Source organism: Burkholderia sp. MSMB1835, from assembly GCF_001526365.1.
Classification (GTDB): domain Bacteria; phylum Pseudomonadota; class Gammaproteobacteria; order Burkholderiales; family Burkholderiaceae; genus Burkholderia.
Window position 1 is genome coordinate 13,369 of the sequence record NZ_LOYP01000058.1, and the last position, 25,720, is coordinate 39,088.

Annotated in this window: 25 protein-coding genes; 11 read left to right on the forward strand and 14 right to left on the reverse strand. The window is 70.4% G+C overall.

Features of this window, described 5'->3' with window-relative positions:
- Window positions 1-61: 61 nt before the first annotated feature.
- Window positions 62-805, reverse strand: coding sequence for an SDR family oxidoreductase (locus WS96_RS29065; RefSeq protein ID WP_059837259.1), 744 nt, complete (start codon window positions 803-805; stop codon window positions 62-64).
- A 13-nt stretch (window positions 806-818) separates the two neighbouring features.
- Here WS96_RS29065 and WS96_RS29070 point away from each other — a divergent pair, with 13 nt between their 5' ends.
- Both WS96_RS29070 and WS96_RS29075 read left to right on the forward strand, forming a co-directional pair.
- Window positions 819-2,009 (forward strand): class I SAM-dependent methyltransferase, encoded by a 1,191-nt coding sequence (locus WS96_RS29070; protein WP_059837261.1) that lies wholly within the window; start codon window positions 819-821, stop codon window positions 2,007-2,009.
- A 12-nt stretch (window positions 2,010-2,021) separates the two neighbouring features.
- Window positions 2,022-2,216, forward strand: coding sequence for a DUF2905 domain-containing protein (locus WS96_RS29075; protein ID WP_059782428.1), 195 nt, complete (start codon window positions 2,022-2,024; stop codon window positions 2,214-2,216).
- A gap of 111 nt (window positions 2,217-2,327) precedes the next feature.
- On the opposite strand, the gene WS96_RS29080 is transcribed toward WS96_RS29075, so the two are convergent.
- From WS96_RS29080 to WS96_RS29105, 6 genes are all read right to left on the reverse strand, one after another.
- Window positions 2,328-2,549 (reverse strand): hypothetical protein, encoded by a 222-nt coding sequence (locus WS96_RS29080; protein WP_034208564.1) that lies wholly within the window; start codon window positions 2,547-2,549, stop codon window positions 2,328-2,330.
- A 97-nt stretch (window positions 2,550-2,646) separates the two neighbouring features.
- Entirely contained in the window at window positions 2,647-3,555 is a 909-nt protein-coding gene (locus tag WS96_RS29085; protein ID WP_059821993.1) for a carbohydrate kinase family protein, read from the reverse strand.
- Window positions 3,552-4,832 (reverse strand): AGE family epimerase/isomerase, encoded by a 1,281-nt coding sequence (locus WS96_RS29090; protein ID WP_059837263.1) that lies wholly within the window; start codon window positions 4,830-4,832, stop codon window positions 3,552-3,554. The genes WS96_RS29085 and WS96_RS29090 overlap by 4 nt, the downstream gene beginning before the upstream one ends.
- On the reverse strand, window positions 4,829-5,848 hold the full coding sequence (locus WS96_RS29095; protein WP_059782423.1) for a LacI family DNA-binding transcriptional regulator: 1,020 nt from the start codon (window positions 5,846-5,848) through the stop codon (window positions 4,829-4,831). The genes WS96_RS29090 and WS96_RS29095 overlap by 4 nt, the downstream gene beginning before the upstream one ends.
- A 413-nt stretch (window positions 5,849-6,261) precedes the next feature.
- A complete protein-coding gene (locus WS96_RS29100; RefSeq protein WP_059837264.1) occupies window positions 6,262-8,106 on the reverse strand; it encodes an EAL domain-containing protein in 1,845 nt (614 codons plus the stop codon).
- 394 nt (window positions 8,107-8,500) lie between these two features.
- Window positions 8,501-9,529 (reverse strand): bile acid:sodium symporter family protein, encoded by a 1,029-nt coding sequence (locus WS96_RS29105; RefSeq protein WP_059837346.1) that lies wholly within the window; start codon window positions 9,527-9,529, stop codon window positions 8,501-8,503.
- Window positions 9,530-9,876: 347 nt separating this feature from the next.
- On the opposite strand from WS96_RS29105, the gene WS96_RS29110 reads away from it, so the two are divergent.
- The 3 genes from WS96_RS29110 to WS96_RS29120 all read left to right on the forward strand — a co-directional run bounded on the left by WS96_RS29110 (window position 9,877) and on the right by WS96_RS29120 (window position 12,934).
- Window positions 9,877-10,368: a hypothetical protein gene (locus tag WS96_RS29110; RefSeq protein WP_059837266.1), complete on the forward strand. Its 492-nt coding sequence runs from the start codon at window positions 9,877-9,879 to the stop codon at window positions 10,366-10,368.
- Window positions 10,369-10,711: 343 nt separating this feature from the next.
- Entirely contained in the window at window positions 10,712-11,788 is a 1,077-nt protein-coding gene (locus tag WS96_RS29115; protein WP_034208557.1) for a porin, read from the forward strand.
- Window positions 11,789-11,971: 183 nt separating this feature from the next.
- Window positions 11,972-12,934 carry a LysR family transcriptional regulator gene (locus WS96_RS29120; protein ID WP_059506450.1) on the forward strand — a complete coding sequence of 321 codons (963 nt, stop codon included), beginning with the start codon at window positions 11,972-11,974 and terminating at the stop codon, window positions 12,932-12,934.
- Between the two features lie 113 nt (window positions 12,935-13,047).
- Here WS96_RS29120 and WS96_RS29125 read toward each other — a convergent pair whose 3' ends face one another.
- Window positions 13,048-14,007: an NAD(P)H-dependent flavin oxidoreductase gene (locus WS96_RS29125; RefSeq protein ID WP_059837267.1), complete on the reverse strand. Its 960-nt coding sequence runs from the start codon at window positions 14,005-14,007 to the stop codon at window positions 13,048-13,050.
- 237 nt (window positions 14,008-14,244) lie between these two features.
- Here WS96_RS29125 and WS96_RS29130 point away from each other — a divergent pair, with 237 nt between their 5' ends.
- Window positions 14,245-15,141: an alpha/beta fold hydrolase gene (locus WS96_RS29130; protein ID WP_059837269.1), complete on the forward strand. Its 897-nt coding sequence runs from the start codon at window positions 14,245-14,247 to the stop codon at window positions 15,139-15,141.
- Between the two features lie 185 nt (window positions 15,142-15,326).
- Here the strand turns inward: WS96_RS29130 and WS96_RS29135 are convergent, their stop codons facing one another.
- A complete protein-coding gene (locus WS96_RS29135) occupies window positions 15,327-15,818 on the reverse strand; it encodes an Lrp/AsnC family transcriptional regulator (RefSeq protein WP_034208553.1) in 492 nt (163 codons plus the stop codon).
- Between the two features lie 112 nt (window positions 15,819-15,930).
- On the opposite strand from WS96_RS29135, the gene WS96_RS29140 reads away from it, so the two are divergent.
- Entirely contained in the window at window positions 15,931-16,833 is a 903-nt protein-coding gene (locus tag WS96_RS29140; RefSeq protein WP_059837271.1) for a DMT family transporter, read from the forward strand.
- Between the two features lie 242 nt (window positions 16,834-17,075).
- Here WS96_RS29140 and WS96_RS29145 read toward each other — a convergent pair whose 3' ends face one another.
- The 4 genes from WS96_RS29145 to WS96_RS29160 are packed head-to-tail and all read right to left on the reverse strand — an operon-like array spanning window position 17,076 to window position 19,717.
- Window positions 17,076-17,282, reverse strand: coding sequence for a DUF1289 domain-containing protein (locus WS96_RS29145; protein WP_059837273.1), 207 nt, complete (start codon window positions 17,280-17,282; stop codon window positions 17,076-17,078).
- Entirely contained in the window at window positions 17,279-17,785 is a 507-nt protein-coding gene (locus tag WS96_RS29150; protein ID WP_034208550.1) for a YbaK/EbsC family protein, read from the reverse strand. Before WS96_RS29150 ends, WS96_RS29145 begins: the two co-directional genes overlap by 4 nt.
- 26 nt (window positions 17,786-17,811) lie before the next feature.
- Window positions 17,812-18,744 carry a hydroxymethylglutaryl-CoA lyase gene (locus WS96_RS29155; RefSeq protein WP_059821985.1) on the reverse strand — a complete coding sequence of 311 codons (933 nt, stop codon included), beginning with the start codon at window positions 18,742-18,744 and terminating at the stop codon, window positions 17,812-17,814.
- Window positions 18,745-18,775: 31 nt separating this feature from the next.
- Entirely contained in the window at window positions 18,776-19,717 is a 942-nt protein-coding gene (locus WS96_RS29160; protein WP_059837274.1) for a 2-hydroxyacid dehydrogenase, read from the reverse strand.
- A 304-nt stretch (window positions 19,718-20,021) separates the two neighbouring features.
- Here WS96_RS29160 and WS96_RS29165 point away from each other — a divergent pair, with 304 nt between their 5' ends.
- A complete protein-coding gene (locus WS96_RS29165) occupies window positions 20,022-20,645 on the forward strand; it encodes an RBBP9/YdeN family alpha/beta hydrolase (RefSeq protein WP_034208547.1) in 624 nt (207 codons plus the stop codon).
- Window positions 20,646-20,879: 234 nt separating this feature from the next.
- Here WS96_RS29165 and WS96_RS29170 read toward each other — a convergent pair whose 3' ends face one another.
- On the reverse strand, window positions 20,880-21,164 hold the full coding sequence (locus WS96_RS29170; RefSeq protein ID WP_059837276.1) for a hypothetical protein: 285 nt from the start codon (window positions 21,162-21,164) through the stop codon (window positions 20,880-20,882).
- Between the two features lie 553 nt (window positions 21,165-21,717).
- On the opposite strand from WS96_RS29170, the gene WS96_RS29180 reads away from it, so the two are divergent.
- Genes WS96_RS29180 through WS96_RS29190 form a run of 3 tightly spaced genes read left to right on the forward strand, consistent with a single transcriptional unit; the run spans window position 21,718 to window position 25,715 of the window.
- On the forward strand, window positions 21,718-22,473 hold the full coding sequence (locus WS96_RS29180; protein WP_059837278.1) for a (2Fe-2S)-binding protein: 756 nt from the start codon (window positions 21,718-21,720) through the stop codon (window positions 22,471-22,473).
- A gap of 18 nt (window positions 22,474-22,491) precedes the next feature.
- On the forward strand, window positions 22,492-23,493 hold the full coding sequence (locus tag WS96_RS29185) for an FAD binding domain-containing protein (protein ID WP_059837280.1): 1,002 nt from the start codon (window positions 22,492-22,494) through the stop codon (window positions 23,491-23,493).
- Window positions 23,490-25,715 (forward strand): xanthine dehydrogenase family protein molybdopterin-binding subunit, encoded by a 2,226-nt coding sequence (locus WS96_RS29190; protein WP_059837282.1) that lies wholly within the window; start codon window positions 23,490-23,492, stop codon window positions 25,713-25,715. Before WS96_RS29185 ends, WS96_RS29190 begins: the two co-directional genes overlap by 4 nt.
- Window positions 25,716-25,720 lie beyond the last annotated feature (5 nt).

A 25,720-nucleotide genomic window follows, 5' to 3' on the forward strand; every position in this document is an offset into this window, starting at 1 on the left:
AATTGGCGTGCGCGCACGCAAAGCGGCGCGGGCGGCGGCGGTCACGCCGCGCCCGCGCGGTTCATTCATTCGGGCCGGCGGCGGGCGGCACCAGGTGCTCGCCGCCGTCGACGGTCAGCGTCGCGCCCGTCACGCCGGGCGCGCTCGCGAGATAGCAGGCGGCCGCCGCGATGTCGTCCGCGTGCGGTGCGTGGCCGCGTACGAGCGCCGCGACCCGCACCTTCGGCGCGAGCGCGAGCGCGAGCGCCGACGTCGCGCGGTTCAACGCGGCCTGCATCAGCGCGTGCGACAGCTGCGCCGGTGCCGGGTGAAACAGGGCCTGATCCAGTACGTGGATCGCGCACGCGCGCAGCGCTTCGTGCTCGCGCGCGGCGTCGGGCGTCGCATCGGCGAGCGCGCGGGCCAGCGCGAGCGGCGCCGTCACGTTGCGCGCGAGCGCGGCGGCGAGCGACGCGGTGTCGACCGTGTGCGCGTCGTCGGCGCCTGCGCTGGCGCTGACGAACACCGCGCACGCGGGCCGGCCGAGCGCGTCGCCGCATGCGGCGACGAGGGCCGCGGCATCGGCTTCCAGGGCCGGATCGGCATCGAGCACGGCCGCGCGGCGGCCGAGCGCCGCGACTTCGGCGACGAGCGCGTCGGCGGCCGCGCGCGGCGCACCGTGGCTGCGCTGCAGCGCGACGTCCCAGCCGCGGCGTGCGAAACCCGTCGCGAGCGCGCGGCCGATCGACGCGGCGTCGGCCGTGCTGCCGAGGGCGCCCGTGACGAGCACCACGCGTGGGGTCGACGTATCGGCTGAAACGGTCATTTACAATGCCGGGATGAACCCGAAAGCTCACGAACCCGCTAGTTTACCTGCTCCCGGCCCCGACGCGCTCGCGCAGTCCGAAACCCTTGCCGCGCAACTGCGCGACGAGATCGCGGCGGCCGGCGGCTGGCTGCCGTTCGACCGCTTCATGGAGCGAGCGCTGTATGCGCCGGGGCTCGGCTATTACAGCGGCGGCGCGCGCAAGTTCGGGCGCCGCGCCGACGACGGCAGCGACTTCGTCACCGCCCCCGAGCTGTCGCCGCTGTTCGCGCAGACGCTCGCGCAACCGGTGGCCGAGGCGCTCGCGGCAAGCGGCACGCGCCGCGTGATGGAATTCGGCGCCGGCACCGGCAAGCTCGCGGCCGGGCTGCTCGCGGCGCTCGACGCGCCGGGCGTCGAGCTCGACGAATACCTGATCGTCGACCTGTCCGGCGAGTTGCGCGAACGGCAGCGCGAGACGATCGAAGCCGCGGTGCCGGCGCTGGCCGCGAAGGTGCGCTGGCTCGACGCGCTGCCCGAGCGGTTCGACGGCGTCGTGGTCGGCAACGAAGTGCTCGACGCGATGCCGGTGCGGCTGTTCGCGAAGGCGGACGGCGCATGGCGCGAGCGCGGCGTCGCGCTCGACGCGCAGCACGCGTTCGTGTTCGACGACCGGCCGGTCGGCGCAGCCGGCCTGCCGCCGGTGCTCGCGACGCTCGACGTCGACGACGGCTACGTGACCGAAACGCACGAGGCGGCGCTCGCGTTCACGCGCACCGTCTGCACGATGCTCGCGCGCGGCGCGGTGCTGCTGGTCGACTACGGGTTTCCCGCGCACGAGTACTACCACCCGCAGCGCGACCGCGGCACGCTGATGTGTCACTACCGCCACCACGCGCACGACGACCCGTTCGCGTACCCGGGCCTGCAGGACATCACCGCGCACGTCGAATTCACCGGCATCTACGATGCGGGCGTCGCGACCGGCGCCGACCTGCTCGGCTACACGTCGCAGGCGCGCTTCCTGTTGAACGCGGGCATCACCGACGCGCTGGCCGCGATCGACCCGTCCGACATCCGCGCGTTCCTGCCGGCCGCGAACGCGGTGCAGAAACTGATCTCGGAGGCCGAGATGGGCGAGCTGTTCAAGGTGATCGCGTTTTCGCGCGGGATCGACGGCACGCTCGACGCGTTCGCGCGCGGCGACCGCTCGCACGCGCTCTGACCGGAGGGGCGGATGCTGCGCTGGCTGATGGCGTCGTTCGTGGCGGTGATGATCCTGACGCGCTGCTGGCCGTGGCTCGGCAAGCTCGGCGTCGGGCGGATGCCGGGCGACGTCACGCTGACGCTCGGCGGGCGGCGCTATCCGTTCCCGTTCATGTCGACGCTGGTGCTGACGATGCTGGTGTCGATGGTGGCGCGGCTGCTCTGAGCCGAAGGCGGCGGCGCGTCGCGGCCGGGCCGCGGCGCGCGCACGAGGGACGATCGATGACGGCGCGCGCGTGACGGCGCGCAGTGCGGTTCGCGCGTTACGGTTCACGCATCACAGTTCGATTTCGCCGAGGATCCGGTGCGCGAGCGCCTTCGCTTCCTCGAACGCTTCTTCCTCGCTCGAACTCGTCGTGTGGACGTCGTAGCGCATGTTCTCCGTCTCGTCGCCGTCGTCCCGCGCGAGGATCACGTAGCCCTGGAACTGGCCGTTGTCGGCGCGGTGCGTATGCGCCTTGGCCGTGTAGATGCCTTTGGTGAACGTGTTCGTGTCCATCGTGCCTCTCCCGCAATAGGACACTTCATCGTAGCACTGCGGCGCAGCATGTACAGCGTCGCTTATCGGCGACCGATCACCGCGCCGCGCCTGCCCGTCACCGTTCCAGCAGCGCCACGACCTCGTCGAGCGTCGGCGCATGCGCGCCCGTGTGCCGGCACGCGGCGGCGCCGGCCGCCAGCGCGAACGCGAGATGCTCGCGCCAGCCGCGCTGCGGCGCGGCCATCAGGCTGAACAGCAGGCCGCCGATCGACGCGTCGCCCGCGCCGACGGTGTCGGCCACCTCGACGCGCGGCGGGCTGGCCTCGTGCACGTCGCCGTCCGCATGGAGCGTCGCCGCCTGCGCGCCGCGCGTGACGAGCACGGCCGCCCGCGGGTTCAGCGCGCGCACCGCCGCGATCGCGTCGGGGCCGTCGCCGCCGAACAGGTGCCGCAGGTCTTCGTCGGACACCTTGATCAGGTCGGCGAGCGCGGCCATCTTCTCCAGCGTCGGCCGGTACGCGGCCGTCATCAGGTTGCGCACGTTCGGATCGAAGCTGATTTTCACGCCGCGCGCGTGCAGATCGGCCGCGAGCGCGGCCAGCGTGCCCGCGAGCGGCTCGCGCACGAGGCTGATGCAGCCGAAATGCGCCCATTTCACGTGATCGGTCCAGCCGGCCGGCAGCCGGGCGGGATCGAACGCGAGGTCGGCGCTCGCTTCGCCGATGAAGAAGTACGCGGGCGGGCGCGTCTCGTGGACGATCGCGAGCAGCGGCGGCCGCGCGACGCGCTGCAGGAAGCGCAGGTCGAGCCCGGCCGCTTCGCTCGCGCGCCACAGCACGTCGGAGAAGCAGTCCTCGCCGATCGCGCCGGCGAGCGCGCTCGGCACGCCGAGCCGCGCGACCGCGCGCGCGACGTTCCAGCCGGCGCCGCCCGGCACCGACGTCCACTGCGCGTCGCCTGCGCGCACCATGTCGGTCAGGATGTCGCCCGCCGACACGAAAGCCGGAAACGTGCCGCCGCTCATTGCGTCGGCTCGCTGCGTTGCGTGCGCGCGAGGGTCGCGAGCACGTCGTAGCATGCGCCCATCGTGTGATAGTCGGTCTTGCCGGCCGGGCTCTTCTCGTCGCTGTACTTGCGGTTGTCGCAGGTGAGGATCCGGTACCACGCGCCGTAGCGGTGATCGACGAAATGCGCCCAGCTGTAGCGCCAGATCTCGTCGTACCAGTCCCAGAAGCGCTCGCTGCCGGTGCGCGCGCCGAGCATCGCGGCCGCCGCGAAGGTTTCCGCCTGCACCCAGAAATACTTGTTGTGGTCGCAGATCGTGAAGTCGGGGCCGAAGCCGTAGCAGAGGCCGCCGTGATCGGCGTCCCACGCGTGCGTGAGCGCCGCGTCGAACAGTTCGGCCGCGCGCGGCGCGAGCCAGTCGAGCGGGCGGTGCCGCTCGAGGATCAGCAGCAGCTTCGCCCATTCGGTCTGATGCCCGGGCTGGAAGCCCCACGGACGGAAGATGTTCGAGCTGTCTTCCTTGTTGTAGTCCCAGTCGATCGACCAGTCCGCATGGTAGTGCTCCCACACGAGCCCGCCCGACAGCGCGGCCTGGCGTTGCGTGATGTGGGAGGCGAGCTTTTCCGCGCGATCGAGGTACGTGAGATGGCCGGTCGCCTCGTAGGCGGCGAGCAGCGCTTCCGTCATGTGCATGTTCGCGTTCTGGCCGCGATACGACGACACGTGCCAGTTCGGCGTCGCGTCGTCCGCATACAGGCCCGCGGCCGCATCCCAGAAGCGGTGCTCGGCGAGTTCGTAGGTGGCGGCGATCAGTGGGCGCGCTTCGTCGATGCCGGCCATCGTCGCGTGGGCGGCCGCGAGCAGCACGAACGCGAGGCCGTAGCAGTGGCGCGTGCCGTCGAGCGTCGCGTGCTTCGCGCCGTCGCGCCAGTCGAGCTCCCAGTCGTAGCCTTGCAGCGCGTCGTCCCAGTGTGCGTCGCGCAGGAAGCGCAGCCCGTGGCGCGCGTAGTCGAGGTGGCGCGGGTCGCCGAAATGGCGGTACGCCATCGCGTAGTTGAAGACGAAGCGGCAACTGCTGACGAGGTGGCGCGACGTGCGGTTGTAGACGCTGCCGTCGTCGCGGAAGTAATGATGGAAGCCGCCCGTCGGGTCGAATGCGTGGGCCGCGTAGAAGCGCAGCGTGTCTTCGACGTGCGACAGCAGGAACGACGGGTCGCGGAAGCTCGCGACGAACGGTGCCGCTTGTGCGTGGCTGACCGGCGCGGCGGCGCGGGGTTGGACCGGGGGCATGTTCATGATTCTTGGACCGTGGCGGGATCGAGTGCCGGGGAGCCGGCGGGCTGGCTGCTGGCCCGCACGATCAGCTCGACGGGCAGGGAAATCTCGGTGCGCTCGGGCGCTTCGGCGAGCAGCAGTTCGACGCCGCGGCGGCCGAGCGCTTCCTTGTCGACCGCGAGCGTCGTGAGCGGCGGGCTCGCGTGCGCGGCGGCCGGGATGTCGTCGAAGCCGACGATCGCGATGTCGTCCGGAATCCGCAGGCCGCGCGCGAGGCACACGCGCTGCGCGGCCAGCGCCGCCGCGTCGTTGTACGCGAACACGGCTTCCGGGCGCGGGCCGGGCGCGTCGAGCAGTTGCTCCATCGCACGCGCGGCGCCCGTGTCGGGGTCGAGTCCCGCGTCGATCGTCACTTCGTAGGCGGGGTCGAACAACCGCCCGGCTTCGAAGAACGCGCGCCGATAGCCGATCGCGCGCTGCGCGATGCTGTAGTGCGCGGCCGAGCCGCCGATGAAGGCGATCCGCGAGCGGCCGGTGGCGAGCAGGTGGCGCATCGCGAGCGCCGCACCCGTCGCGTTGTCGATGTTGACCGAGCGCAACCCGGGCGCCCACAGGTCGATCAGCACGAGCGGGCGGCCGGTCGCGGCGAGCGCCTCGATCGTCTCGGGCTCGATGAAGCCGGCGACCGCGATCGCGTCGGGCGCGTGCGGGCGCATCTGGCGCAGCACGTCGTCGTTCGGGCCGACCGTGAGCAGCGTCGGCACGATGCCGCGCTCGCGGCAGGCGTCCTCGACGCCGTGCAGCACGTGCGAGAAGAACGGGCTCGCGGGAAAGCGGTTGTGCTGGCGGTGCAGCAGGAAGGTGAGCCGGCGGATGCGCGGGCGCAACTGCGCGGAATCGTAGCCGAGCTGCCGCGCGATCTCGACGATGCGCGCACGCGTGGCTTCGGACAGGCCGGGCTGGTTTTTCAGCGCGCGCGACACGGTGCCGATCGAAACCTCTGCCGCCCGCGCCACATCGCGAATGGTCGTACCCATCGTTCGGGGTCCGGTTTGTTTAGGGTGGAAGCGATTGTATAGTAAAAATTATCGCGGAATTCGGGCCGGATAACCGGGGAATACCCGCGAATAACGGCTGTTTAGGCACTAATCTGCGAAAACGCCGTTACTAAAAATACTAAACAAAACGAGAAAAAGGCAAGGTGAGTGGGCGGGTGTCGGGCGGTGCAGCCCGAGCGCAGGAAAAAGCGGCGGCCGCGGGCGCGGGCGCGCGCCGCGGACCGGCGTGACGGTGCGGCGTGCCGCGGCCGTCGCATGCGACGGCGGCAAGCCGTGGCGCCACAGCCCGGCCTTGCGCGGGACGGGCATCGGGCGGGTCGCCTGGTGCGCGGGCGTTTTCCGTGCGCAACCCGTGCGCACCCGTCCACCGTCCACCGTCCCCCGTCCGCCGTTCAGCCCGTCGCCATCGCGACGGCCGGCGGTTCGCCGCGATGGCGCAGCGCCGCGCGGCCGGCATCGAGGTCGACGACCGCGAGCCCGTCCGGCCGCTGCTTCGCCCGCCGCTTCGCGAGCGCCGCGACCGACGCGATCTCGTCGCTGCCGTAACGTTTCGCGCCGTGCGCGCCGGCCGGCACGCCGACCGCGCCGATCGCCATCGTCACGAAGCCGAAGAACGCCGGGTTGCCGTGGCGGTCCTCGCCGCGCAGCCCGCCCGCCTGCCGGTCGGCCTGCGTGTAGAAGAGCTGCGCACCGTCGTTGAAGCGCGCGATCGCGTCGGCGGCGCGCTCGCGCCAGTCGTCGCGCTGGAACAGCACGAGGAAATCGTCGCCGCCGACGTGGCCGAGAAAGTCGCGCTGCGGATCGCACACGCCGGCCAGCACCGTCGCGGCGAACTTCAGCACTTCGTCGCCCTGCCAGTAGCCGTACTGGTCGTTGAACGGCTTGAACTGGTTCAGATCGACGTAGCACGCGTGAAAGCCGGCGTCGCGCTGGAGCAGCCGGTCGATGTGCGCGCTGATCGGGATGTTGCCGGGCAGGAACGTCAGCGGATTCGCGTAGCGCGCGGCCTCGATGCGCATCTCGGTCACGGCGCGCACGAGGCTCTCGCCGGTGCCGAGCCCGACATAGCGGCCGTGTTCGGTGATCACGAAGCCGTCCGCGAGATAGCGCTGGTCGTGGCTCGCGAGCAGCATCGCGAGTTGCTCGAAGGTGGTCGCGTTGTCGATCATCAGCGGCGCGTCGTTCGCGAACTGCAGGCACGGCTTCTTCCCGAACACCTCGCGGTGATACGGCAGCGCGAAACGGTCGATGAAGCCGCGGCGATTCACGAGCGCGACGGGCCGCCCGCGCTCGACGAGCGCGACCGCGTGCAGGTCGGGCATCCGGTTGAACAGGTCGAGCACGTCGTTGCTGGTCGCGTCGCGCGGCAGCGCCGGGGCGGGCACGAGCATCTTCCCGGCGATCGTGCCGGCCGGCCGCACCGCGCGCGTCACGCCCGGAAACACCGCGATGTGCGGCGTGCGGATCGCGTCGCGCGCGGCCGGCGCGACCACCCGCGACGGCTGCGCGTCCGGCCGGCCGAGCAGGAAGCCCTGCACGCAGCAGATGCCCATGTCGCGCACGACGATCAGGTCGCATTCGTTCTCGATGCCTTCCGCGATCAGCTTCGCGCCGCTCGCGTGCGCGAAGTGCTGCATCGCCTTCACGGCCTCGAACTTGAGCGGGTCGTGCGCGATGTCGTGGATGAAGAAGCGGTCGATCTTCACGACGTCCGGGTGCAGGCGCAGCCACAGGTTCATGCTCGCGTTCGCGGTGCCGTAGTCGTCGAGCGCGAACTGGATGCCGGCGTCGCGCAGCGACGCGACCGCCGGCCCGATGTCCGCGAGATCGGGAATCGCGTTCTGTTCGGTGAGCTCGATCACGATGCGTTCGGCGCCGATCCGCGCGCGGCCGAGGAACTGGCGTGCGCGCTCGCGTTCGCCGGCGAGCGTGAGGATCGTGCCCGCGCTGAAATTGAGGAACAGCTTGCCGTCGCAGCCGAGCGCCGCGAACGCGTCGAGGCAGGTGAGCGCGGCGGCCCGTTCGAGCGCGATGGTTTCGCCTTCGCGCGCGGCCTGCGCGAACAGGGCGGCGGGCGGCTCGAGGTCGGTGCCCCGTGGCCCGCGGATCAGCCCTTCGTAACCGACGACCGTCCCCGAGCCGAGATCGACGATCGGCTGGAAAACGGCGGCGAGCGCGCGATCCGCGATCAGGCGCGTGGTGCGGGCGACAGCGGGATCGGAGTGGGGCGCGGGCATGGGCGAGGGCAGCCGAATCGACGGGACGCCCAGCTTAACGGCAGCGCGCGCGGAGAATTGAATGAAGATTTCGTGACGCGATGGGCGTTGCCGGTGCAACGTGCCCAGCTGGGGGCGGAAAGCGGAAAGCGGGAAGCGGGAAGCGGGAAGCGGGAAGCGGGAAGCGGGAAGCGGGAAGCGGGAAGCGGGAAGCGGGAAGCGGGAGGCGGGAGGCGGGAGGCGAGAGGCGAGAGGCGAGAGGCGAGAGGCGAGAGGCGAGAGGCGAGAGGCGAGAGGCGAGAGGCGAGAGGCGAGAGGCGAGAGGCGAGAGGCGAGAGGCGAGAGGCGAGAGGCGAGAGGCGAGAGGCGAGAGGCGAGAGGCCGCCAGCAGCGGCCATCGCGCCCCCCGGACGCGTCAGCGTTTGCTCGTGCTCAGCGCGCCGGACGCGGCCGTCGCGTCGCCCTCGTCCTCGCCGCTCGTGTCGCGGGCGCCCCAGCGCTGCGCGAGCGCCGCGCACGCCATCAGCTGGATCTGGTGGAACAGCATCAGCGGCAGCACGATCGCGCCGACCGCGTTCGCCGAGAAGATCACCTTCGCCATCGGCACGCCGGCCGCGAGGCTCTTCTTCGATCCGCAGAAAATGATCGTGATCTGGTCGGCGCGGTTGAAGCCGAGCCGCTTGCTGACGAACGCGGTGAGCAGCAGCGCGATCGCGAGCAGCACGAGGTTGACGACGACGAGGCCGCCGAGCGCGCGCGGCGGAATCTGGTGCCACAGCCCCTCGTTGACCGCCTCGCTGAACGCGACGTAGACGACCAGCAGGATCGAACCCTGGTCCACGAAGCGCAGCACGCCGCGATTGCGGTCGATCCAGCCGCCGATCACGGGCCGCAGCAACTGGCCGGCGATGAACGGCACGAGCAGTTGCATCACGATGCTGCCGACGGTGCTCCACGGCGACGCGGCCGCGGCCGATTGCGACGTGATCATCAGCCCGACGAGCGCCGGCGTGACGAAGATCCCGAGCAGGCTCGACGCCGATGCCGCGCACACGGCGGCCGGCACGTTGCCCTTCGCGATCGACGTGAATGCGATCGACGACTGGACGGTCGACGGCAGCGTGCACAGGAACAGCACGCCCGCATACAGCGTCGGCGTGACGAGCGGCTGCAGCACGGGTTTCAGCGCGAGCCCGAGCAGCGGGAACAGCGCGAACGTGCTGAGCAGCACGACCGCGTGCAGCCGCCAGTGCGTCGCGCCCGCGACGACGGCTTCGCGCGACAGTTTTGCGCCGTGCAGGAAAAACAGCAGGCCGACGGCGACGTTGGTCGCCCAGTTGAACGCATGGGCGGCCGGGCCGCGGCAAGGGAGCAGGCTCGCGAGCACGACGGTGCCCACGAGCGCGAGCGTGAAGTTGTCGGGAAGAAAACGGGGACGGGCCATCGGGGAACTCGATTCGGACATGGCGAAGGCGCGCGTCGCGCGCGCGGATGGCGTCATTGTCGCGGTTGGCGATTCACTACACAAATTCATTGTGCGAATCGATTGATGAATCGTTCGCATGATGCGCCGGCCGTCGCACCTGCCCGGCCACGCGTGAAACCGCAGAACAATGTGCTGTCGCGACCGTGCGCCGAAGCGAAAAAACCTAGCAGTAACATGGTGTTACACCGATGCCGGCGACATAACACTTTTTGGCTCGACACACTTTCCGCCCGCTCATAAATTACTGCTGAAAGCCTTGGGTCGGCCGAAAGGAGCCGACGGCGGGCGTCGATGGGCACGGAACGATGACGGAACGGGTGAAACGGAAGATCGGACGATGGGCGGCAGGCGTGCTCGGCGCGCTGCTGATGCCGCTCGCGCTGGCCCAGCCGCCCCACGGTGGCCACGGGTTCGGCGGTCACGGCTTCGGCGGCGGCGACATGCGTGCGTACGGTCAGCCGGCCGGCACCGCCAGCGGCGGCCCGGTCTGGCGCCGCGTGCCTGCGCCTGCCGGCGTGCGTCCCGGCGGCGTGAGCGCGTCCGGTTCCCGCTGGGGGCTGCGCCCGACGCCGTCGTACGGCCATTACGCCGCGCAAAGCCCGTATCGGCCGATCAGCGCCGAAGTCCGCCAGATGCCGCGCCCGCCGGGCGGCGGCAACGTCCCGCTGCGGGCCGGCTCGATCCGCGCCGACGTCGCCCGCTACAACGAGGAGCGCGGCGGCCGCCCGATGCCGCCGCCCCGCTCGCAGGAAGAGTCCGCGCACTCGCCTTCTTTTTCTTCGTTCTACCGAAACTGAGCGCTGCGGCGCTCGTCCCGTTGCCGGCTGATGCGAATTCGCCACAGTCGCGCGCAGATTTCCGCTGATTTTCCCGCCGCATTGCGCTATCTTTCGCGCCCGGTACGCGCATGCCGCGCCGCCGCCCGCCCGTGCGACCGCGTTCGCGCCGGGCCGCCGCGTGCGTCCGGCCATGGACACATTCCGCGAAGTTAATGCTGGCGCTATACCCGCAATAAGTGTGCGCAATTTTGGCCGGGCGAATGATCCGTAAAGATGGCTGCGCCCCACGACGCAAGCACTCGGCTCCAAACAACAACGCTCGCACCACTCATCGACTATTCGACAAAACCCTGGAGATCCCATGAAAGCATTCGCCCGCCGTGCATCGCGCACGTCCGTCAAGCTGATCGCCGCAGCCGCCTGCGTGGCGGCCGCCGCACCCGTCCATGCGCAGTCGAGCGTCTCGCTCTACGGCCAGGTCGACGAGTGGGTCGGCGCCACCAAGTTTCCGGGCGGCGATCGGGCGTGGAACGTGTCGGGCGGCGGGATGTCGACCTCGTACTGGGGCCTGCACGGCGCCGAGGACCTCGGCAGCGGCTACAAGGCGATCTTCACGCTGGAGAGCTTCTTCCGGGCGCAGAACGGCCAGTACGGCCGCTTCCAGGGCGACACGTTCTTCGCGCGCAACGCGTACGTCGGCATCAGCTCGCCGTACGGCACGGTGACGGCAGGCCGCCTGACGACGCACCTGTTCCTGTCGACGATCCTGTTCAACCCGTTCTACGACTCGTACACCTTCTCGCCGATGGTGTACCACGTGTTCCTCGGCCTCGGCACGTTCCCGACCTATCCGAGCGACCAGGGCGCGGTCGGCGATTCGGGCTGGAACAACGCGGTGGGGTATACGTCGCCTTCGTTCGGTGGCCTGAATTTCGGCGCGATGTACGCGCTCGGCAACCAGGCCGGCGACAACCGTTCGAAGAAGTGGAGCGCGCAGTTCAACTACGCGAACGGCCCGTTCGCGGCCACCGCGATGTATCAGTACGTGAACTTCAACAACGGCCCGCAGGATCTGAGCGCGCTCGTGACCGGCATGAAGAGCCAGGGTATCGCGCTGGTCGGCGCGACCTACGACCTGAAGCTCGTGAAGCTGTTCGGCCAGTACATGTATACGAAGAACGATCAGGTCGCGGGCAGCTGGCACGTGAACACCGCGCAAGGCGGCGTGTCGGTGCCGATCGGCGTGGGCAACGCGATGGCGTCGTATGCATACTCGCGCGACGCGGGCGGCCTCGACCAGACGCGCCAGACCTGGGCCGTCGGCTACGACTATCCGCTGTCCAAGCGCACCGACGTCTACGCGGCGTACATGAACGACCACATCAGCGGCCTGTCGACCGGCAACACGTTCGGCGCCGGCATCCGCGCGAAGTTCTGACGCACCCGCGCGATCGGTGCGCCGGCCGCGCGCGTCGAACGCGCGTGCCGGATGCATGTTTTCCCGCCCGAAACGGCGCCGCCACCCGCGGCGCCGTTTTGCCTTTCTTGACCTTTCTGTTTCCTCGCCTTTGTTACCCTATCTCGTAATTGGTTGATTCCCCCGGGATTGCGAGCTAGTTCGATGGATACCCTCGTCAGCATGAATGTGTTTCGCTACGTCGTCGAAGTGGGCAGCTTCGTCGGCGCGGCCGAGCGCATGCAGATGTCGGCGGCGATGGCGAGCAAGCACGTGATGCACCTCGAGCAGCAGCTCGGCGCGCGGCTGCTGCATCGCACGACACGACGCGTCGCGCCGACCGAGGCGGGACGCGAATACTACGAGCGCCTCGTGCAGGCGCTGTCCGAACTCGACGAAGCCGGCCAGGCCGTCGGCGCCGCGAGCGTGGTGCCGCAGGGCAGGCTGCGCGTGACGTCGCTGTCCGCGTTCGGGCTGCGGCACGTGATGCAGGCCGTCACCGATTACGCGGGCCGCTTCCCGGACGTGACCGTCGACATGACGCTGTCCGATCGCGTGGTCGACCTGATCGAGGAAGGCTACGACGTCGCTGTGCGCGCGGCGCCGAACGGATTGAAATCGTCGTCGCTGGTCGCGCGGCAGATCGCGACCGCGCACATCCTGCTGGTCGCGTCGCCCGACTATCTCGAGAAGCGCGGCACGCCGCAGACGATCGCCGATCTCGCGAACCACAACTACCTGCGGCGCGATTCGAATTCGACGATGCTCGATTCGCTGATGATCGACGCGGCCGCCGCGTCGCGCGTGAGCCTGAACGGCAACCTGATCGTGAACCATCTCGAAGGGCTGCGCGCGGCCGTGCTCGCCGGCGCGGGCATCGCGCTGCTCGGCACCGAAGTGGTCGGCGACGACATCGAAGCGGGCCGGCTCGTGCCGGTGCTGCTCGATTCGGTGCCGCCGCACGAGGCGCCGATCTATGCGGTGTACGCGAGCCGTCGTCACGTCTCCGCGAAAGTGCGCTCGTTCGTCGACTTCCTGGCCGCGCGTTTCGAAGGGCAGTCGCTGTGCCCGTCGATCGAATCGAGCCTGCGCGTGCTGCCGATCACGCGGATGAAGCGCGCGGTCTGACCCGCGTCGTCCGCCGCGGCGGGACAATGAAAAAGCGCGAACCGTTGCGGTTCGCGCTTTTTTTCGATTCGATGCGCTCGCACCGATGGCGGCCGCGACGGCCGCCGCATCCGTCAGCGCGGGATGCCGAGCCGCGCCTTCGCGTCGTCGTACTCGCGCTTGAGCCGCTCGACGAGCGCGCCCACGCTCGGCAGATCGTCCATCAGGCCGACGCCCTGGCCGGCGCCCCAGATGTCCTTCCACGCCTTCGTCTTGTCGCTGCCGAAATTCATCTTGGTCTTGTCGGATTCCGGCAGCGCGTCCGGATCGAGGCCGGCCTTCTCGATGCTCTCGCGGATGTAGTTGCCGTGCACGCCCGTGAAGAGGTTCGTGTAGATGATGTCCGACGATTTCGCGTTCAGGATCGCGTGCTTGTAGTCGTCGATCGCATGCGCTTCCTGCGTCGCGATGAAACGCGTGCCCATGTACGCGAGGTCGGCGCCCATCGCCTGCGCGGCGAGGATCGAGCCGCCGTTCGCGATCGAGCCGGACAGCACGATCGGGCCGTCGAAGATCTTGCGCACTTCGCCGACCAGCGCGAACGGCGACGTCGTGCCCGCGTGGCCGCCCGCGCCGGCCGCGACGAGGATCAGCCCGTCGACGCCGGCTTCGAGCGCTTTCTGCGCGTGGCGCAGGTTGATCACGTCGTGCAGCACGATGCCGCCGTAGCCGTGCACCGCGTCGACGATCTCGCGCGCCGGCGCGCGCAGGCTCGTGATGAAGATCGGCACCTTGTGCTCGACGCACACGCGCACGTCGTGCTCGAGCCGCGCGTTCGACTGGTGGACGATCTGGTTGACCGCGATCGGGCCGATCGCCGCATCGGGGTGCTTCGCCTTGTGCTCGGCGAGTTCCGACTGGATCTGCGTGAGCCACGCGTCGAGCAGTTCGGCCGGACGCGCGTTGAGCGCGGGGAACGAACCGACGATGCCCGCCTTGCATTGCGCGAGCACGAGTTCGGGATAGCTGACGATGAACATCGGCGACGCGATGACGGGCAGCGTCAGGTTCTGCAGGACGGTGGGCAATGCCATGTGATGTCTCCAGTCTCCGGGGGCGTTGCGGTCGGACGGTATTCGAGTGTAGCTGCGCGACCGGAAGTTCATATTAATACGAACGGTCGTGCGATTCTACGCGAGCTTAACAAACTCCGCGGTGGGCGGGCAATCGAGTGAGTGTTCTCTTTCTACGGTTTCGGGTGGCGACGCCGCCATGAAGACGCGCCGGCGCTTCTAAAATAGCCGCCATAACAAACCAACGAGAAACAAACCATGTCGTTTGAGGCGTTTGCACCGTTTCGCGTGACGGTGCAGGACACCGACATTTTCGGTGTCAAAGGAGGCGCGGGTCCGCCGCTGCTGTTGCTGCACGGACATCCGCAGACCCACATGATCTGGCATCGCGTTGCCGCGACGCTCGCGAATCACTTCACGGTGATCGCCACCGACCTGCGCGGCTACGGCGCATCGGGCCGGCCGCCGAGCGACGCGCGGCACACGCCGTATTCGAAACGGGCGATGGCGGCGGACCAGGTCGCCGTGATGCGGCATTTCGGCTTCGCGCATTTCCACGTGTGCGCGCACGATCGCGGCGCGCGGGTCGCGCACCGGCTCGCGCTCGATCACCCGGATGCCGTCGAGCGGATGATGCTGCTCGACATCGCGCCGACGCTCGCGATGTACGAGAAAACCGATCGCGCGTTCGCGACCGCGTATTTCCACTGGTTCTTCCTGATCCAGCCCGAGCCGCTGCCCGAGACGCTGATCGGCGCGCACACCGATGCGTATATCGAGCGCGTGATGGGCAACCGGTCGGCCGGGCTCGCGCCGTTCGCGCCGGAGGCGCTCGACGCGTACCGGGCGGCGCTCGCGCAGCCCGGCGCCGTGCATGCGATGTGCGAGGACTACCGCGCGTCGGCGACGATCGATCTCGAGCACGACCGTGCGGATCTCGAACGCGGCAACAAGGTCGCGTGTCCGCTGCGCGTGCTGTGGGGCGAGCACGGCGTCGTCGGCCGCTGCTTCGATCCGCTCGACGAGTGGCGGCGTGTCGCGCGCGACGTCAGCGGCCGCGCGCTCGACTGCGGGCACTACATTCCGGAAGAGGCGCCCGCCGCGCTGATCGACGAACTGCTCGCATTCTTCGACGCGCGCGAACCGGCCGCGTGACGGTGCGGGCGGCGGCGCGCGCCGTCCGAGGATGGGAGATTGCGCCGCCTGCGAGGCGGATCGCCTGCGGTTGGGGAGGTGGGGCGCTCGCGGCCGGGAGGCGGATCGCCTGCGGCTGACGAGGTGCGCCGCTCGCGGCTGCCGAGGTGAGTCGCCTGCGGCTGCCGAGGCGAGTCGCCTTCGGCTCAGCGGTGCGCGTGCTCGTCTTCGACGAGCGGCGGCAGGCGCCGCGGCACGGGTGTCGATTTCACGATCGCGGTGCTCGTCTCCGCGCGTTCGGTCACCTTCGACAGGATGTCGTCGAGGTGCTCGATCGTGCGCAGGTAGAGCCGGCAGATGAAGCAGTCGTCGCCGGTGACCTTGTCGCATTCGACGAATTCGGGAATCCGCCGCAGCAACTCCTCGACCAGGTGCAACTGGCCCGGCAGCGGCTTCACGCGGACGATCGCCTGCAGCGTGTAGCCGAGCGCGCGCGGGTCGAGCTCGACGGTGAACGCGGCGATCACGCCTTGCGCTTCGAGCCGCCGCACGCGGTCGGCGGTCGCGGGCGCCGACAGCCCGATCTGCCGGGCGAGTTCGCTGGTCGCGATGCGCGCGTCGTCGGCCAGCGCGGCGAGAATCGCGCGGTCGGTCGCGTCGAGCGCCGCGACGGCGGGTGGGGAAAGGCGTTTCGGCATGATCGCTTTGCTTTCGAAGGTGAATCGGCTGATTTACTTCAGTTTAGCCGTGGTTGCGGCGAAAGCAAGTTTCTAGAATCGAAGTCATCCACTCTCTTGAACGGAGTTCATGATGGCCTCGAATGAAATGCGCCGCGGCGCCGCCGAGATGATCGTCGCGATGCTGATGTCCGGCACGATCGGCTGGCTCGTGATGTCGTCGCAGCAGCCGCTGACCAATGTCGTGTTCTTCCGCTGCGTGTTCGGCGCCGCGACGCTCGCGATCGTCTGCGCGGCGTTCGGCTTCCTGCGCCGCTCGCTGTTCTCGCCGCGGATGCTCGCGCTCGCGACGCTCGGCAGCGTCGCGATCGTCGCGAACTGGCTGCTGCTGTTCGCCGCCTATTCGCGCGCGTCGATCTCGATGGCGACGGCCGTCTACAACACCCAGCCGTTCATGCTCGTCGCGCTCGGCGCGATCGTGTTCCGCGAGCGGATCACCGCGTCGACGGTCGTGTGGCTCGCGCTCGCGTTCGCCGGGCTCGTGTTCGTGGTGCGCGTCGAGCCGGCGGTGCTCGCGGTGCCCGGCGAATATCTGGAAGGCGTCGCGCTGTCGCTCGGTGCGGCGTTCCTGTATGCGATCTCGTCGATCGTCACGAAGCACCTGAAGGGCACGCCGCCGCATCTGCTCGCGCTGCTGCAGGCCGGCCTCGGCATCCTGCTGCTCGCACCGTTCGCGCACTTCGGCACGTTGCCGGCGACGGCCGGGCAATGGCTCGACCTGATCGTGCTCGGCGTCGTCAACACGGGGCTGATGTACGTGCTGCTGTACGGCGCGATCCAGAAGCTGCCGACCGCGATGACGGGCGCGCTGTCGTTCGTCTATCCGGTCGTCGCGATCGTCGTCGATCGCGTCGCGTTCGGGCAGACGCTCGCGTGGACGCAGGTATTCGGCGCGCTGCTGATCCTGCTCGCGGCGGCCGGCGTGAACCTCGGCTGGCGCATCGTGCCCGCGCGTCGCGCGGCGGTCGGCAACTGAAACGGTCAGACGATTCGGCGCGCTTGCGCGCGCGCCGCGTTCCGTCGAACGCGCGTGTCGGGAACGGACATTGCACGCCAAATGGCGTCGCGCGCCACCGCGAAAAGCGCTGTAAGAAGTTGTAGGGAAACACCCGATGCGATGCGCTCGCGTCGCTCGTATGATGCGGGCTGTGACGTTGATCACGTTCACAGGATTCCGATCTCGATGCCGTTCGCCCGTGAGGCTGAACGGCTTTTTTTTTATGTCTCGCTGCCCGCGATCAGGCGCCGTCGCGCGTCCAGCCGCGCGAGCAGCGCGCGCCTCGCGTCGTCATCCGACGTACGCCATTCCTTGATCTCGCCGCGCGTGCGCAGGCAACCCGCGCACCAGTCGGTGCGCGGATCGATCCGGCAGACGTCGGTGCACGGCGACGCGACCGTGGCGACCGGCGTCGTCGCGTCGCTCATGCGGGCTCCCGCAACGCGACGTCCGCGACCGGCGCGCCCGTCAGCGACACGAGTTCGTGCGGCGACAGGTTGAACACCGCGTGCGGATGGCCGGCGGCGGCCCACAGGCTGTCGAGCGCGAGCAGGTCGGCGTCGATCAGCGTGACGGGTTCGACCAGATGGCCGATCGGGCAGACGCCGCCGATCGCATAGCCGGTGTTGTCGCGCACGAACTTCGCGTCCGCGCGGCCGACCGGCCCGACCTGCGCGGCGACCTTCCTTTCGTCCACGCGGTTGACGCCGCTCGCGACGACCAGCACGGGCGCGCCGTCGGCCTGCCGGCGAAACAGGATCGACTTCGCGATCTGCGCGACCGAGCAGCCGAGCCCGGCCGCGGCCTCGGCCGACGTCTTGCCGGTTTCGGCGAGCATCACGATGCCTTTCGCGTGGCCGCGCTCGCGCAGCAGCAGCGCGACGCGTCGCGCGGAATCGGGGAGGGAATCGAATGAAGCGGGTGTCGTCATGTCGAGGAATCCGTGGAACGAGGTGATCAGACGCAGTTCGCGGCGTCGGCCGCGCTCTGCGCCTTGGCGAGCAATGCACGACCGGCGCGCGACACGTTTGCGCGCCCGATCGCGTTCGAGATGAAATCGCCGGCCGCGACGACCTGCGCGAGATCGATGCCGGTATCGATGCCGAGGCCCTGCATCAGGTACAGCACGTCCTCGGTCGCGACGTTGCCGGTCGCGCCCTTCGCGTACGGGCAGCCGCCGAGGCCCGCGACCGACGCGTGGAAGATCTCGATCCCTTCGAACAGCGCCGCGTAGATGTTCGCGAGCGCCTGGCCGTAGGTGTCGTGGAAGTGGCCCGACAGGCGCTCGCGCGGGAACACGCGCGTGACCGCCGACAGCACTTCGCGCGTACGCTTCGGCGTGCCGACGCCGATCGTGTCGGCGATGTCGATCTCGTCGCAGCCGAGCGCCGCGAAGCGCTCGACGACGTCGACGACCGACGCGACCGGCACCTCGCCCTGGTACGGGCAGCCGAGCGCGCACGACACGCTGCCGCGCAGCCGCAGGCCCGCGTCCTTCGCGGCCTTCGCAACCGGCTCGAAGCGCGCGATGCTCTCGGCGATGCTGCAGTTGATGTTCCGCTGCGAGAACGCCTCGCTCGCCGCGCCGAAGATCACGACTTCGTCCGCGCGTGCGGCGAGTGCATTCTCGAAGCCCTTCAGGTTCGGCGTGAGCACCGAGTACACGGTGCCGGCGCGGCGCGCGATGCCGGCCATCACGTCGGCGCCGTCGGCCATCTGCGGCACCCATTTCGGCGACACGAACGACGCGGCCTCGACGTTGCGGAAGCCGGCGCGCGACAGCCGGTCGACGAGCGCGATCTTCACGTCGGTCGGCACGAAGGTCTTCTCGTTCTGCAGCCCGTCGCGCGGGCCGACTTCGACGATCTTGACGGCGGTGGGGAGCGTCATGGTTGTCTCCTGGTTGCTCTTTGTGCGGAATTCAGTAGCCGCGCGCGTAGTCGACGATGCCGCTCACGGGCGCGCCGCGCTCGAACGCGCGGATCTTGCCGGCGATCTGCTCGACCGCTTCCGCGCGCAGCGTCTCGGCCGAGCTGTGCGGCGTGATCGTGATGCGCGGCGCGTGCCAGAACGGATGATCGTCCGGCAGCGGCTCGTGCTGGAACACGTCGAGCGTGGCTGCGGCGACCTGGCCGCTCGCGAGCGCGTCGAGCAGGTCGGCTTCGACGAGATGCGCGCCGCGCGCGACGTTGACGACGTACGCGCCGCGCGCGAGCCGCGCGAACGCGCGCGCCGACAGGATGCCGTCGGTGTCGCGCGTGCTCGGCAACAGGTTGACGAGCACCTTCGCGCCGCCGATGCACGCGTCGAATGCGCCGTCGCCGGCGAAGGTAGCGACGCCGTCGAGCTGCTTCGCGCTGCGGCTGTAGCCGCGCACCGGCAGGCCGAGCGCGGCGAGCGCGCGGGCGACCTCGGCGCCGAGCACGCCGAGGCCGAGGACCGCGACGGTGAAGCTCGCGCGCGCATGCGGCTCGAGCGGCTGCCAGCGGCGCTCGCGCTGCTGCAGGTCGTATTCGTCGAAACGGCGCAGGTAGCGCAGCACCGCGTGCGTCACGTATTCGACCATCTGCTGCGCCATGCCCGAGTCTTCGAGCCGCACCAGCGGCACGTGCGCGGGCAGCGTGCCCGGATGCGCGCGCTCGAGCGCGAGCAGCGCATCGACGCCCGCGCCGAGGTTGAAGATCGCGCGCAGGCCGTCGCGCGGTGCGAAGAACTCGCGCGGCGCGCGCCACACGAGCGCGTAGTCGGCGGCGGCCGTATCGCCCGGCTGCCATGCGCGCAGTTCGGCTTCCGGCAGCGCACGCGCGATCTCGTCGCGCCATGCGCCGGCATCCTGATGCGGCGAATGGAACAGGATCTTCATTGCACGAGGGCGCGCGCGCCGGCGCGGCGCGTCACGGGAATGGCGAGCGAAGCCGGGCGCGGCGCGCCGGCGGACGTAGCGGACATCGGGTGTCTCCTGACGACGGCCGGCGCGTCGCGCGCCCGGGCCGGTTCCGTGTGAAGCTGACGGGAAGCCCACATTCTACGGTTTCGCGGCACATTGCGCCGTCGCGGGGCCGTCGCCGGTCGCCGCCGCGCGCAAAAGCAAAGCACAAAATATTGGTTCGGTCGACGCGGACCCGACGCCACAATCGAACCTCGTCTTCAAGCAAGCGAGGGCAATCATGCGCGCATGCAGCAAATCGGCGTGGCCGCCGCGGCTCGTCACCGTTCCGGGCCTGCACGGCAGCGAAGGCGCTCACTGGCAGACGTGGCTCGAGCGGCAGTTCCCGCGCTCGTTGCGCGTCGAGCAGCACGACTGGGATGCGCCCGATCTCGCGGGCTGGGCGCAAGCGGTGCGCGCGCTGCTCGATCGCGAGCGCGGCCCGTTCGTGCTCGCCGCGCACAGCTTCGGCTGCCTCGCGGCCGCGCATGCGCTCGCGCAGTGGCCGCATGTGGGCGATGTGGCCGGCGTACTGTTCGTCGCGCCGGCCAGCCCGAAGAAATTCACGTTTGCCGGGCCGTTCGACGCGCGCCGGCTCGCGGTGCCGTCGATCGTGATCGGCAGCGAGACCGATCCGTGGATGCCGCTCGCCGACGCACGCGCGCTCGCGCAGCGCCTGGGCAGCGCGTTCGTGAACCTCGGCGATGCCGGGCACATCAACACGGCGGCCGGCTTCGGGCCGTGGCCGCGCGCGAAATACTTCGTCGACACGCTGGTGCATTGCGCGGCGCCGCTGCGCTTTCGCGACGCGGACGACGGCTTCGAGGCCGCGCTCGTCGAGCGCGCGCTCGCGCACGCGGTCTGACGGGCGGGTGGCGCGGCGCATGCCGTGCCGTTGCGCTGGCGACGGCGCGCGGATGCGCCCGACGGCGGCCGGGTTCGAAGCGCTCGGCCGGCTGTACCCGACATGGCCCGCGAAGCGGCGCGACACCGCGCCGTTCGCGCCGTCGCGGATCGTTACGTCGTGCCGGTGACGACTCGCCGCGCGGGCCCGCCGCTCTTTCCGAGCGGGACCGACTCATATCGCGTGATGGCCGGATCAGCCCGGCGACGACGCGGCAGCGCCCGACGCGGCCGCGTTCGCGGCGGACTTCGCATCGTCGTCGTCATCGGGCGGATAGTGCACGACGGGCGGCGCGAGCGGCGCGGCGTCGGATGCGGCGGCGTTCGCGGTCGCGTCGCTGTTGAACGCGCTGGCGACGCCGCTCGATGCGCCGGCCTGCGGCGCGGTGTCGGTCGCGTGGGCGTCGTGCGGCGCGTCGTCGCTGCACGCGGCGACGAAAACGGCGGCACACAGAACGACGGCGACGGAAACGCGACGCATGACTTCTCTCCTGGCAGGCTGATCGGGAAACGTTTTCGAGTATGCCGCCGCGATGCGACGTTTCGGTGAATCGTTTGCGGTCGGGGCGCGATCGCGACATGTTTTCGTCAGGCTGACCGGATGCCTTCGCGGCGATCCGCCGGCACGCGTGGCGGAATTTTCCAGCGGCCGCGGATGCTGCGCGCATTTACACGGTGCGCGTCGCCGCGATCCGGCCACGGCGACGCGGGCGTCATGCGCGGCATCGCGCATGCTCCCGGCAACTTGCGACCGACGTGCGGCCGCTCACGCCCAAAAAACCGGTCGTTATTGCCGCTTCGTCAGCGAACGGCCAGCCGCGCGCCAGCGTGGCGTCATGTAGGCGCGCTTGCCGGCGACGCGGCGGGCCGTCGCGCGTGCGCGCCGCGGACCGGCGCCGGCACCGTGCATCGGCGCGGCGCTCCACGGGTTCGCGGCACCGGAATTGCTCGTTGCCGATGCGCATGCCGACCGCGCTGCCATCCGGGCGCGAGCGGCACATCTGCGTCCATCAACCATGGAGCGAGCAGAAGCCATGTCCAGCGATCGATCCGATTCTCCGCCTGCCGAACCGGCGCGCGATGCGGCCCCGTCGCCGCTCGGGCCCGGTCATTCGGCGGTGCCGCCGTTGCCGCACGATACGCCGTCCAGCGCCGCGCGGCGGCGCTTCCTGCAATCCGCGGCGGCGGCAGCGACCGTCGGCGCCGCCCCGCACGTTCACGCGCAGCCGCCGCGCGCGGCATCCGCACCGGCTGCGCCCCGCCGCGATACGGTGCCGGCGCAGCCCGTGCATCTCGACATCAACGGGCGGGCGTACACGCTGCAGCTCGAACCGCGCGTCACGCTGCTCGACGCACTGCGCGAATACGCCGGGCTCACGGGCACGAAAAAGGGCTGCGATCGCGGGCAGTGCGGTGCGTGCACGGTGCTCGTCGACGGGCGGCGCATCAACGCGTGCCTGACGCTCGCGGTGATGCACGAAGGCGAGCGGATCACGACCGTCGAAGGGCTGGTGCGCGACGGCGTGCTGAGCCCGGTGCAGCGCGCGTTCGTCGAGTGCGATGCATTCCAGTGCGGCTACTGCACGTCCGGCCAGCTCTGCTCGGCGACCGCGCTGCTCGACGAGTTCGCGGCGGGTGCCGGCAGCGCCGCCAGCGACGACGTGCGGCGCCCGCCCGCGCGCCTGTCGGACGACGAGATCCGCGAGCGCATGAGCGGCAACCTGTGCCGCTGCGGCGCGTACCCGAACATCGTCGCCGCCGTGCGCGCCGCGCATGCGGCGCACGGCTAGCCGACGGAGGACAGCGCCATGGAAGCAATCTCCTACGAACGCGCGACCGACGTCGCCGGCGCCGTGCGCGCGGCGCAACGGCCCGGCGCGACGTTCATCGGCGGCGGCACGAACCTGCTGGACCTGATGAAGGGCGGCGTCGCGCGACCCGTCGCGCTCATCGACATCACGCGCATCGCGGGCCTCGATACGGTCGATGCGCTGCCCGGCGGCGGGGTGCGCATCGGGGCGCTCGTGCGCAACAGCGATGCGGCCGATCATCCGCGCATCCGCGCCGACTATCCGCTGCTGTCGCAGGCGCTGCTCGCCGGCGCGTCCGCGCAATTGCGCAACATGGCGACCGTCGGCGGCAACCTGATGCAGCGCACGCGCTGCCCGTATTTCTACGATCCCGCGTTCGCGCAGTGCAACAAGCGCGAGCCGGGCAGCGGCTGCGCGGCGATCGGCGGCCACAACCGGATGCACGCGATCCTCGGCGCGAGCCCGCAGTGCGTGGCGGTGAACCCGTCGGACATGAGCGTCGCGCTTGCCGCGCTCGACGCCGTCGTGCAGGTGAGCGGCCCGCGCGGCGCACGGCAGATCCCGATCGCATCGTTTCACCGGCTGCCGGGCGATCGGCCCGATCTCGACACGACGCTCGAACCGGGCGAGCTGATCACCGCGGTCGATCTGCCGCCGCCGCGCTTCGCGGACCACGCGCATTACCTGAAGGTGCGCGATCGCGCGAGCTACGCGTTCGCGCTGGTGTCGGTCGCGGCGGCCCTGCGGATGGACGGCCCGCGCGTCGCCGACGCGCGCATCGCGCTCGGCGGCGTCGCGCACAAGCCGTTGCGTGCGATGGAGGCGGAAGCGCATCTCGCGGGCCGCACACCGACCGACGCGACGCTGCGCGAGGCGGCCGCGCTCGCGTTGCGCGATGCGCGGCCGCTCGACGGCAATGGGTTCAAGGTCGCGCTCGCGCAGCGGGCGATCGTCCGTGCGGTCGAAACGGCCGCCGCGCCGACGGGAGGTGCCGCATGAATACGGTGACGGGACAGCCGCTCGACCGGGTCGACGGCGTGCTCAAGGTGACGGGCGGCGCGCACTACGCGGCCGAGTTTCCCGATGCGCGGCTCGCGCATGCGGTGCTCGTGACGAGCACGATCGCGTCCGGCCGCATCGAATCGATCGATACGGCGCGCGCCCGCGCGATGCCGGGCGTGCTGATCGTGATCACGCACGAGAACGCGATGCGGCTGCCCAACGGCGGCCGGCCGCCGCTGTCGCCGCCCGCCGGGCGCCGGCTCACGCTGCTGCAGGACGACACCGTGCGCTACGGCAACGAGCCCGTCGCGGTCGTCGTCGCCGAGACGCTCGAGCAGGCGACCGACGCCGCGGATGCCGTGCGGGTGCGCTATCGCGCGAACGATGCCGCGCTCGATTTCGCGCAGGCGAAGCGCGGCGCGCGCGTGCCGCCGAAGCAGCAGGGGCGCCCGATGGACACGCAGCGCGGCGACGTCGATGCCGGCCTGCGCGAAGGCGCGGTGCGCATCGACGCCACCTATACGACGCCGATGCAGCACCACAACCCGATCGAGCCGCACGCGACGATGGCGCACTGGGACGGCCCGACGCTCACGCTGCACGATGCGACGCAGGGCGTGTCGGGCGCGAGCGCGGCGGTGGCCGCCGTGTTCGGCATTGCGCCGGAACAGGTGCGCGTGATTTCGCCGTTCCTCGGCGGCGGCTTCGGGTGCAAGGGTTCGTCGTGGTCGCACGTGTCGTTGTGCGCGATGGCCGCGAAGCAGGTGGGGCGCCCGGTTCGCCTTGCGCTGACGCGGCCGCAGATGTTCGGCCCGGTCGGCGGTCGGCCGCTCACCGAACAGCGCGTCGTGCTGGCCGCACACCGGGACGGGACGTTGACGGCGATGCGTCACGACTCGATCGTCACGACGTCGACGTTCGAGGACTGGACGGAAATGTGCGGGATGCCTGCGCGGATCATGTACGCGGTGCCGAACCAGGCGACCACGCACCGGATCGTGTCGCTGAACGTCGGCACGCCGACGTTCATGCGCGCACCCGGCGAGGCGTCCGGCTCGTTCGCGCTGGAATCGGCGATGGACGAGCTCGCGTGGCGGCTCGGCATGGACCCGGTCGCGCTGCGGCTCGCGAATTACGCGCAGGTCGATCCGCAGGACGGCAAGCCGTGGTCGAGCAACAAGCTGCGCGAGTGCTACGAGGTCGGCGCGCGGCGCTTCGGCTGGTCGCGCCGCACCGGCGCGCCGCGCACGATGCGAGACGGCCACACGCTGATCGGCCTCGGGATGGCGGCCGCCACCTATCCGGCCAACCGCAGCGAAGCGTCGGCGCGTGCGCGCATCTTGCCGGACGGCACGGCCGAAGTCGCGTCGGGCACGCAGGACATCGGCACCGGCACCTACACGGTGATGACGCAGGTCGCGGCCGACGCGCTCGGCTTCGCGCCGCAGAACGTGCGCTTCGTGCTCGGCGATTCCACCCTGCCGCGCGCGCCGGTGTCGGGCGGCTCGCAGTCGGCGGCGAGCGTGGCGCCGGCCGTGCGCGAGGCCGCGCGGCAGGCGCGCGCCAAACTGATTGCGCTGGCGATCGCCGATCCGGGCTCGCCGCTGCACGGCGCCGCGGCCGACGACGTGACGGTCGACGACGGCTGGGTCGTGCAGCGCGGCGACCCGTCGCGGCGCGACCCAGCCGCGGCGGTGATCGCGCGCGCCGGCGGCCGGCCGATCGACGCGCAGGCGACGACGAAGCCGGGCGACGAGAAGTCGCGCGATGCGTCCCATTCGTTCGGCGCGGTGTTTGCCGAAGTGCACGTCGATGCCGCGCTCGGCACGCTTCGCGTACCGCGCATCGTCGGCGTCTACAGCGTCGGCAGCGTGCTCAACGCGAAGACGGCGCGCAGCCAGTTGATCGGCGGGATGGTGTGGGGGTTCGGCACCGCGCTCGAGGAGGGCTCGCATCTCGACGTGCGGCACGGCCGCTTCACGAACGCGAACCTCGCCGAATATCACGTCCCCGTGAACGCGGACATCGGCGAGCTCGACGTGAGTTTCGTCGACGAAAGCGACACGCATTTCAATCCGCTCGGCATTCGCGGCATCGGCGAGATCGGCATCACCGGCGTGCCGGCCGCGATCGCGAATGCGGTCTATCACGCGACCGGCGTGCGGGTGCGCGATCTGCCGATCACGCTCGACAAGGTCGTGCCGCCGACGCGCGCGTGAGCGTG

Coding starts and splice junctions, on each gene's coding strand:
- WS96_RS29090 (WP_059837263.1), bottom strand. CDS start 4,832: ATGAACATGCCCCCGGTCCAACCCCGCGCCGCCGCGCCGGTCAGCCAC.
- WS96_RS29115 (WP_034208557.1), top strand. CDS start 10,712: ATGAAAGCATTCGCCCGCCGTGCATCGCGCACGTCCGTCAAGCTGATC.
- WS96_RS29110 (WP_059837266.1), top strand. CDS start 9,877: ATGACGGAACGGGTGAAACGGAAGATCGGACGATGGGCGGCAGGCGTG.
- WS96_RS29170 (WP_059837276.1), bottom strand. CDS start 21,164: ATGCGTCGCGTTTCCGTCGCCGTCGTTCTGTGTGCCGCCGTTTTCGTC.
- WS96_RS29160 (WP_059837274.1), bottom strand. CDS start 19,717: ATGAAGATCCTGTTCCATTCGCCGCATCAGGATGCCGGCGCATGGCGC.
- WS96_RS29080 (WP_034208564.1), bottom strand. CDS start 2,549: ATGGACACGAACACGTTCACCAAAGGCATCTACACGGCCAAGGCGCAT.
- WS96_RS29155 (WP_059821985.1), bottom strand. CDS start 18,744: ATGACGCTCCCCACCGCCGTCAAGATCGTCGAAGTCGGCCCGCGCGAC.
- WS96_RS29145 (WP_059837273.1), bottom strand. CDS start 17,282: ATGAGCGACGCGACGACGCCGGTCGCCACGGTCGCGTCGCCGTGCACC.
- WS96_RS29185 (WP_059837280.1), top strand. CDS start 22,492: ATGGAAGCAATCTCCTACGAACGCGCGACCGACGTCGCCGGCGCCGTG.
- WS96_RS29180 (WP_059837278.1), top strand. CDS start 21,718: ATGTCCAGCGATCGATCCGATTCTCCGCCTGCCGAACCGGCGCGCGAT.
- WS96_RS29190 (WP_059837282.1), top strand. CDS start 23,490: ATGAATACGGTGACGGGACAGCCGCTCGACCGGGTCGACGGCGTGCTC.
- WS96_RS29075 (WP_059782428.1), top strand. CDS start 2,022: ATGCTGCGCTGGCTGATGGCGTCGTTCGTGGCGGTGATGATCCTGACG.
- WS96_RS29150 (WP_034208550.1), bottom strand. CDS start 17,785: ATGACGACACCCGCTTCATTCGATTCCCTCCCCGATTCCGCGCGACGC.
- WS96_RS29140 (WP_059837271.1), top strand. CDS start 15,931: ATGGCCTCGAATGAAATGCGCCGCGGCGCCGCCGAGATGATCGTCGCG.
- WS96_RS29085 (WP_059821993.1), bottom strand. CDS start 3,555: ATGAGCGGCGGCACGTTTCCGGCTTTCGTGTCGGCGGGCGACATCCTG.
- WS96_RS29100 (WP_059837264.1), bottom strand. CDS start 8,106: ATGCCCGCGCCCCACTCCGATCCCGCTGTCGCCCGCACCACGCGCCTG.
- WS96_RS29095 (WP_059782423.1), bottom strand. CDS start 5,848: ATGGGTACGACCATTCGCGATGTGGCGCGGGCGGCAGAGGTTTCGATC.
- WS96_RS29125 (WP_059837267.1), bottom strand. CDS start 14,007: ATGGCATTGCCCACCGTCCTGCAGAACCTGACGCTGCCCGTCATCGCG.
- WS96_RS29130 (WP_059837269.1), top strand. CDS start 14,245: ATGTCGTTTGAGGCGTTTGCACCGTTTCGCGTGACGGTGCAGGACACC.
- WS96_RS29070 (WP_059837261.1), top strand. CDS start 819: ATGAACCCGAAAGCTCACGAACCCGCTAGTTTACCTGCTCCCGGCCCC.
- WS96_RS29120 (WP_059506450.1), top strand. CDS start 11,972: ATGGATACCCTCGTCAGCATGAATGTGTTTCGCTACGTCGTCGAAGTG.
- WS96_RS29105 (WP_059837346.1), bottom strand. CDS start 9,529: ATGGCCCGTCCCCGTTTTCTTCCCGACAACTTCACGCTCGCGCTCGTG.
- WS96_RS29165 (WP_034208547.1), top strand. CDS start 20,022: ATGCGCGCATGCAGCAAATCGGCGTGGCCGCCGCGGCTCGTCACCGTT.
- WS96_RS29065 (WP_059837259.1), bottom strand. CDS start 805: ATGACCGTTTCAGCCGATACGTCGACCCCACGCGTGGTGCTCGTCACG.
- WS96_RS29135 (WP_034208553.1), bottom strand. CDS start 15,818: ATGCCGAAACGCCTTTCCCCACCCGCCGTCGCGGCGCTCGACGCGACC.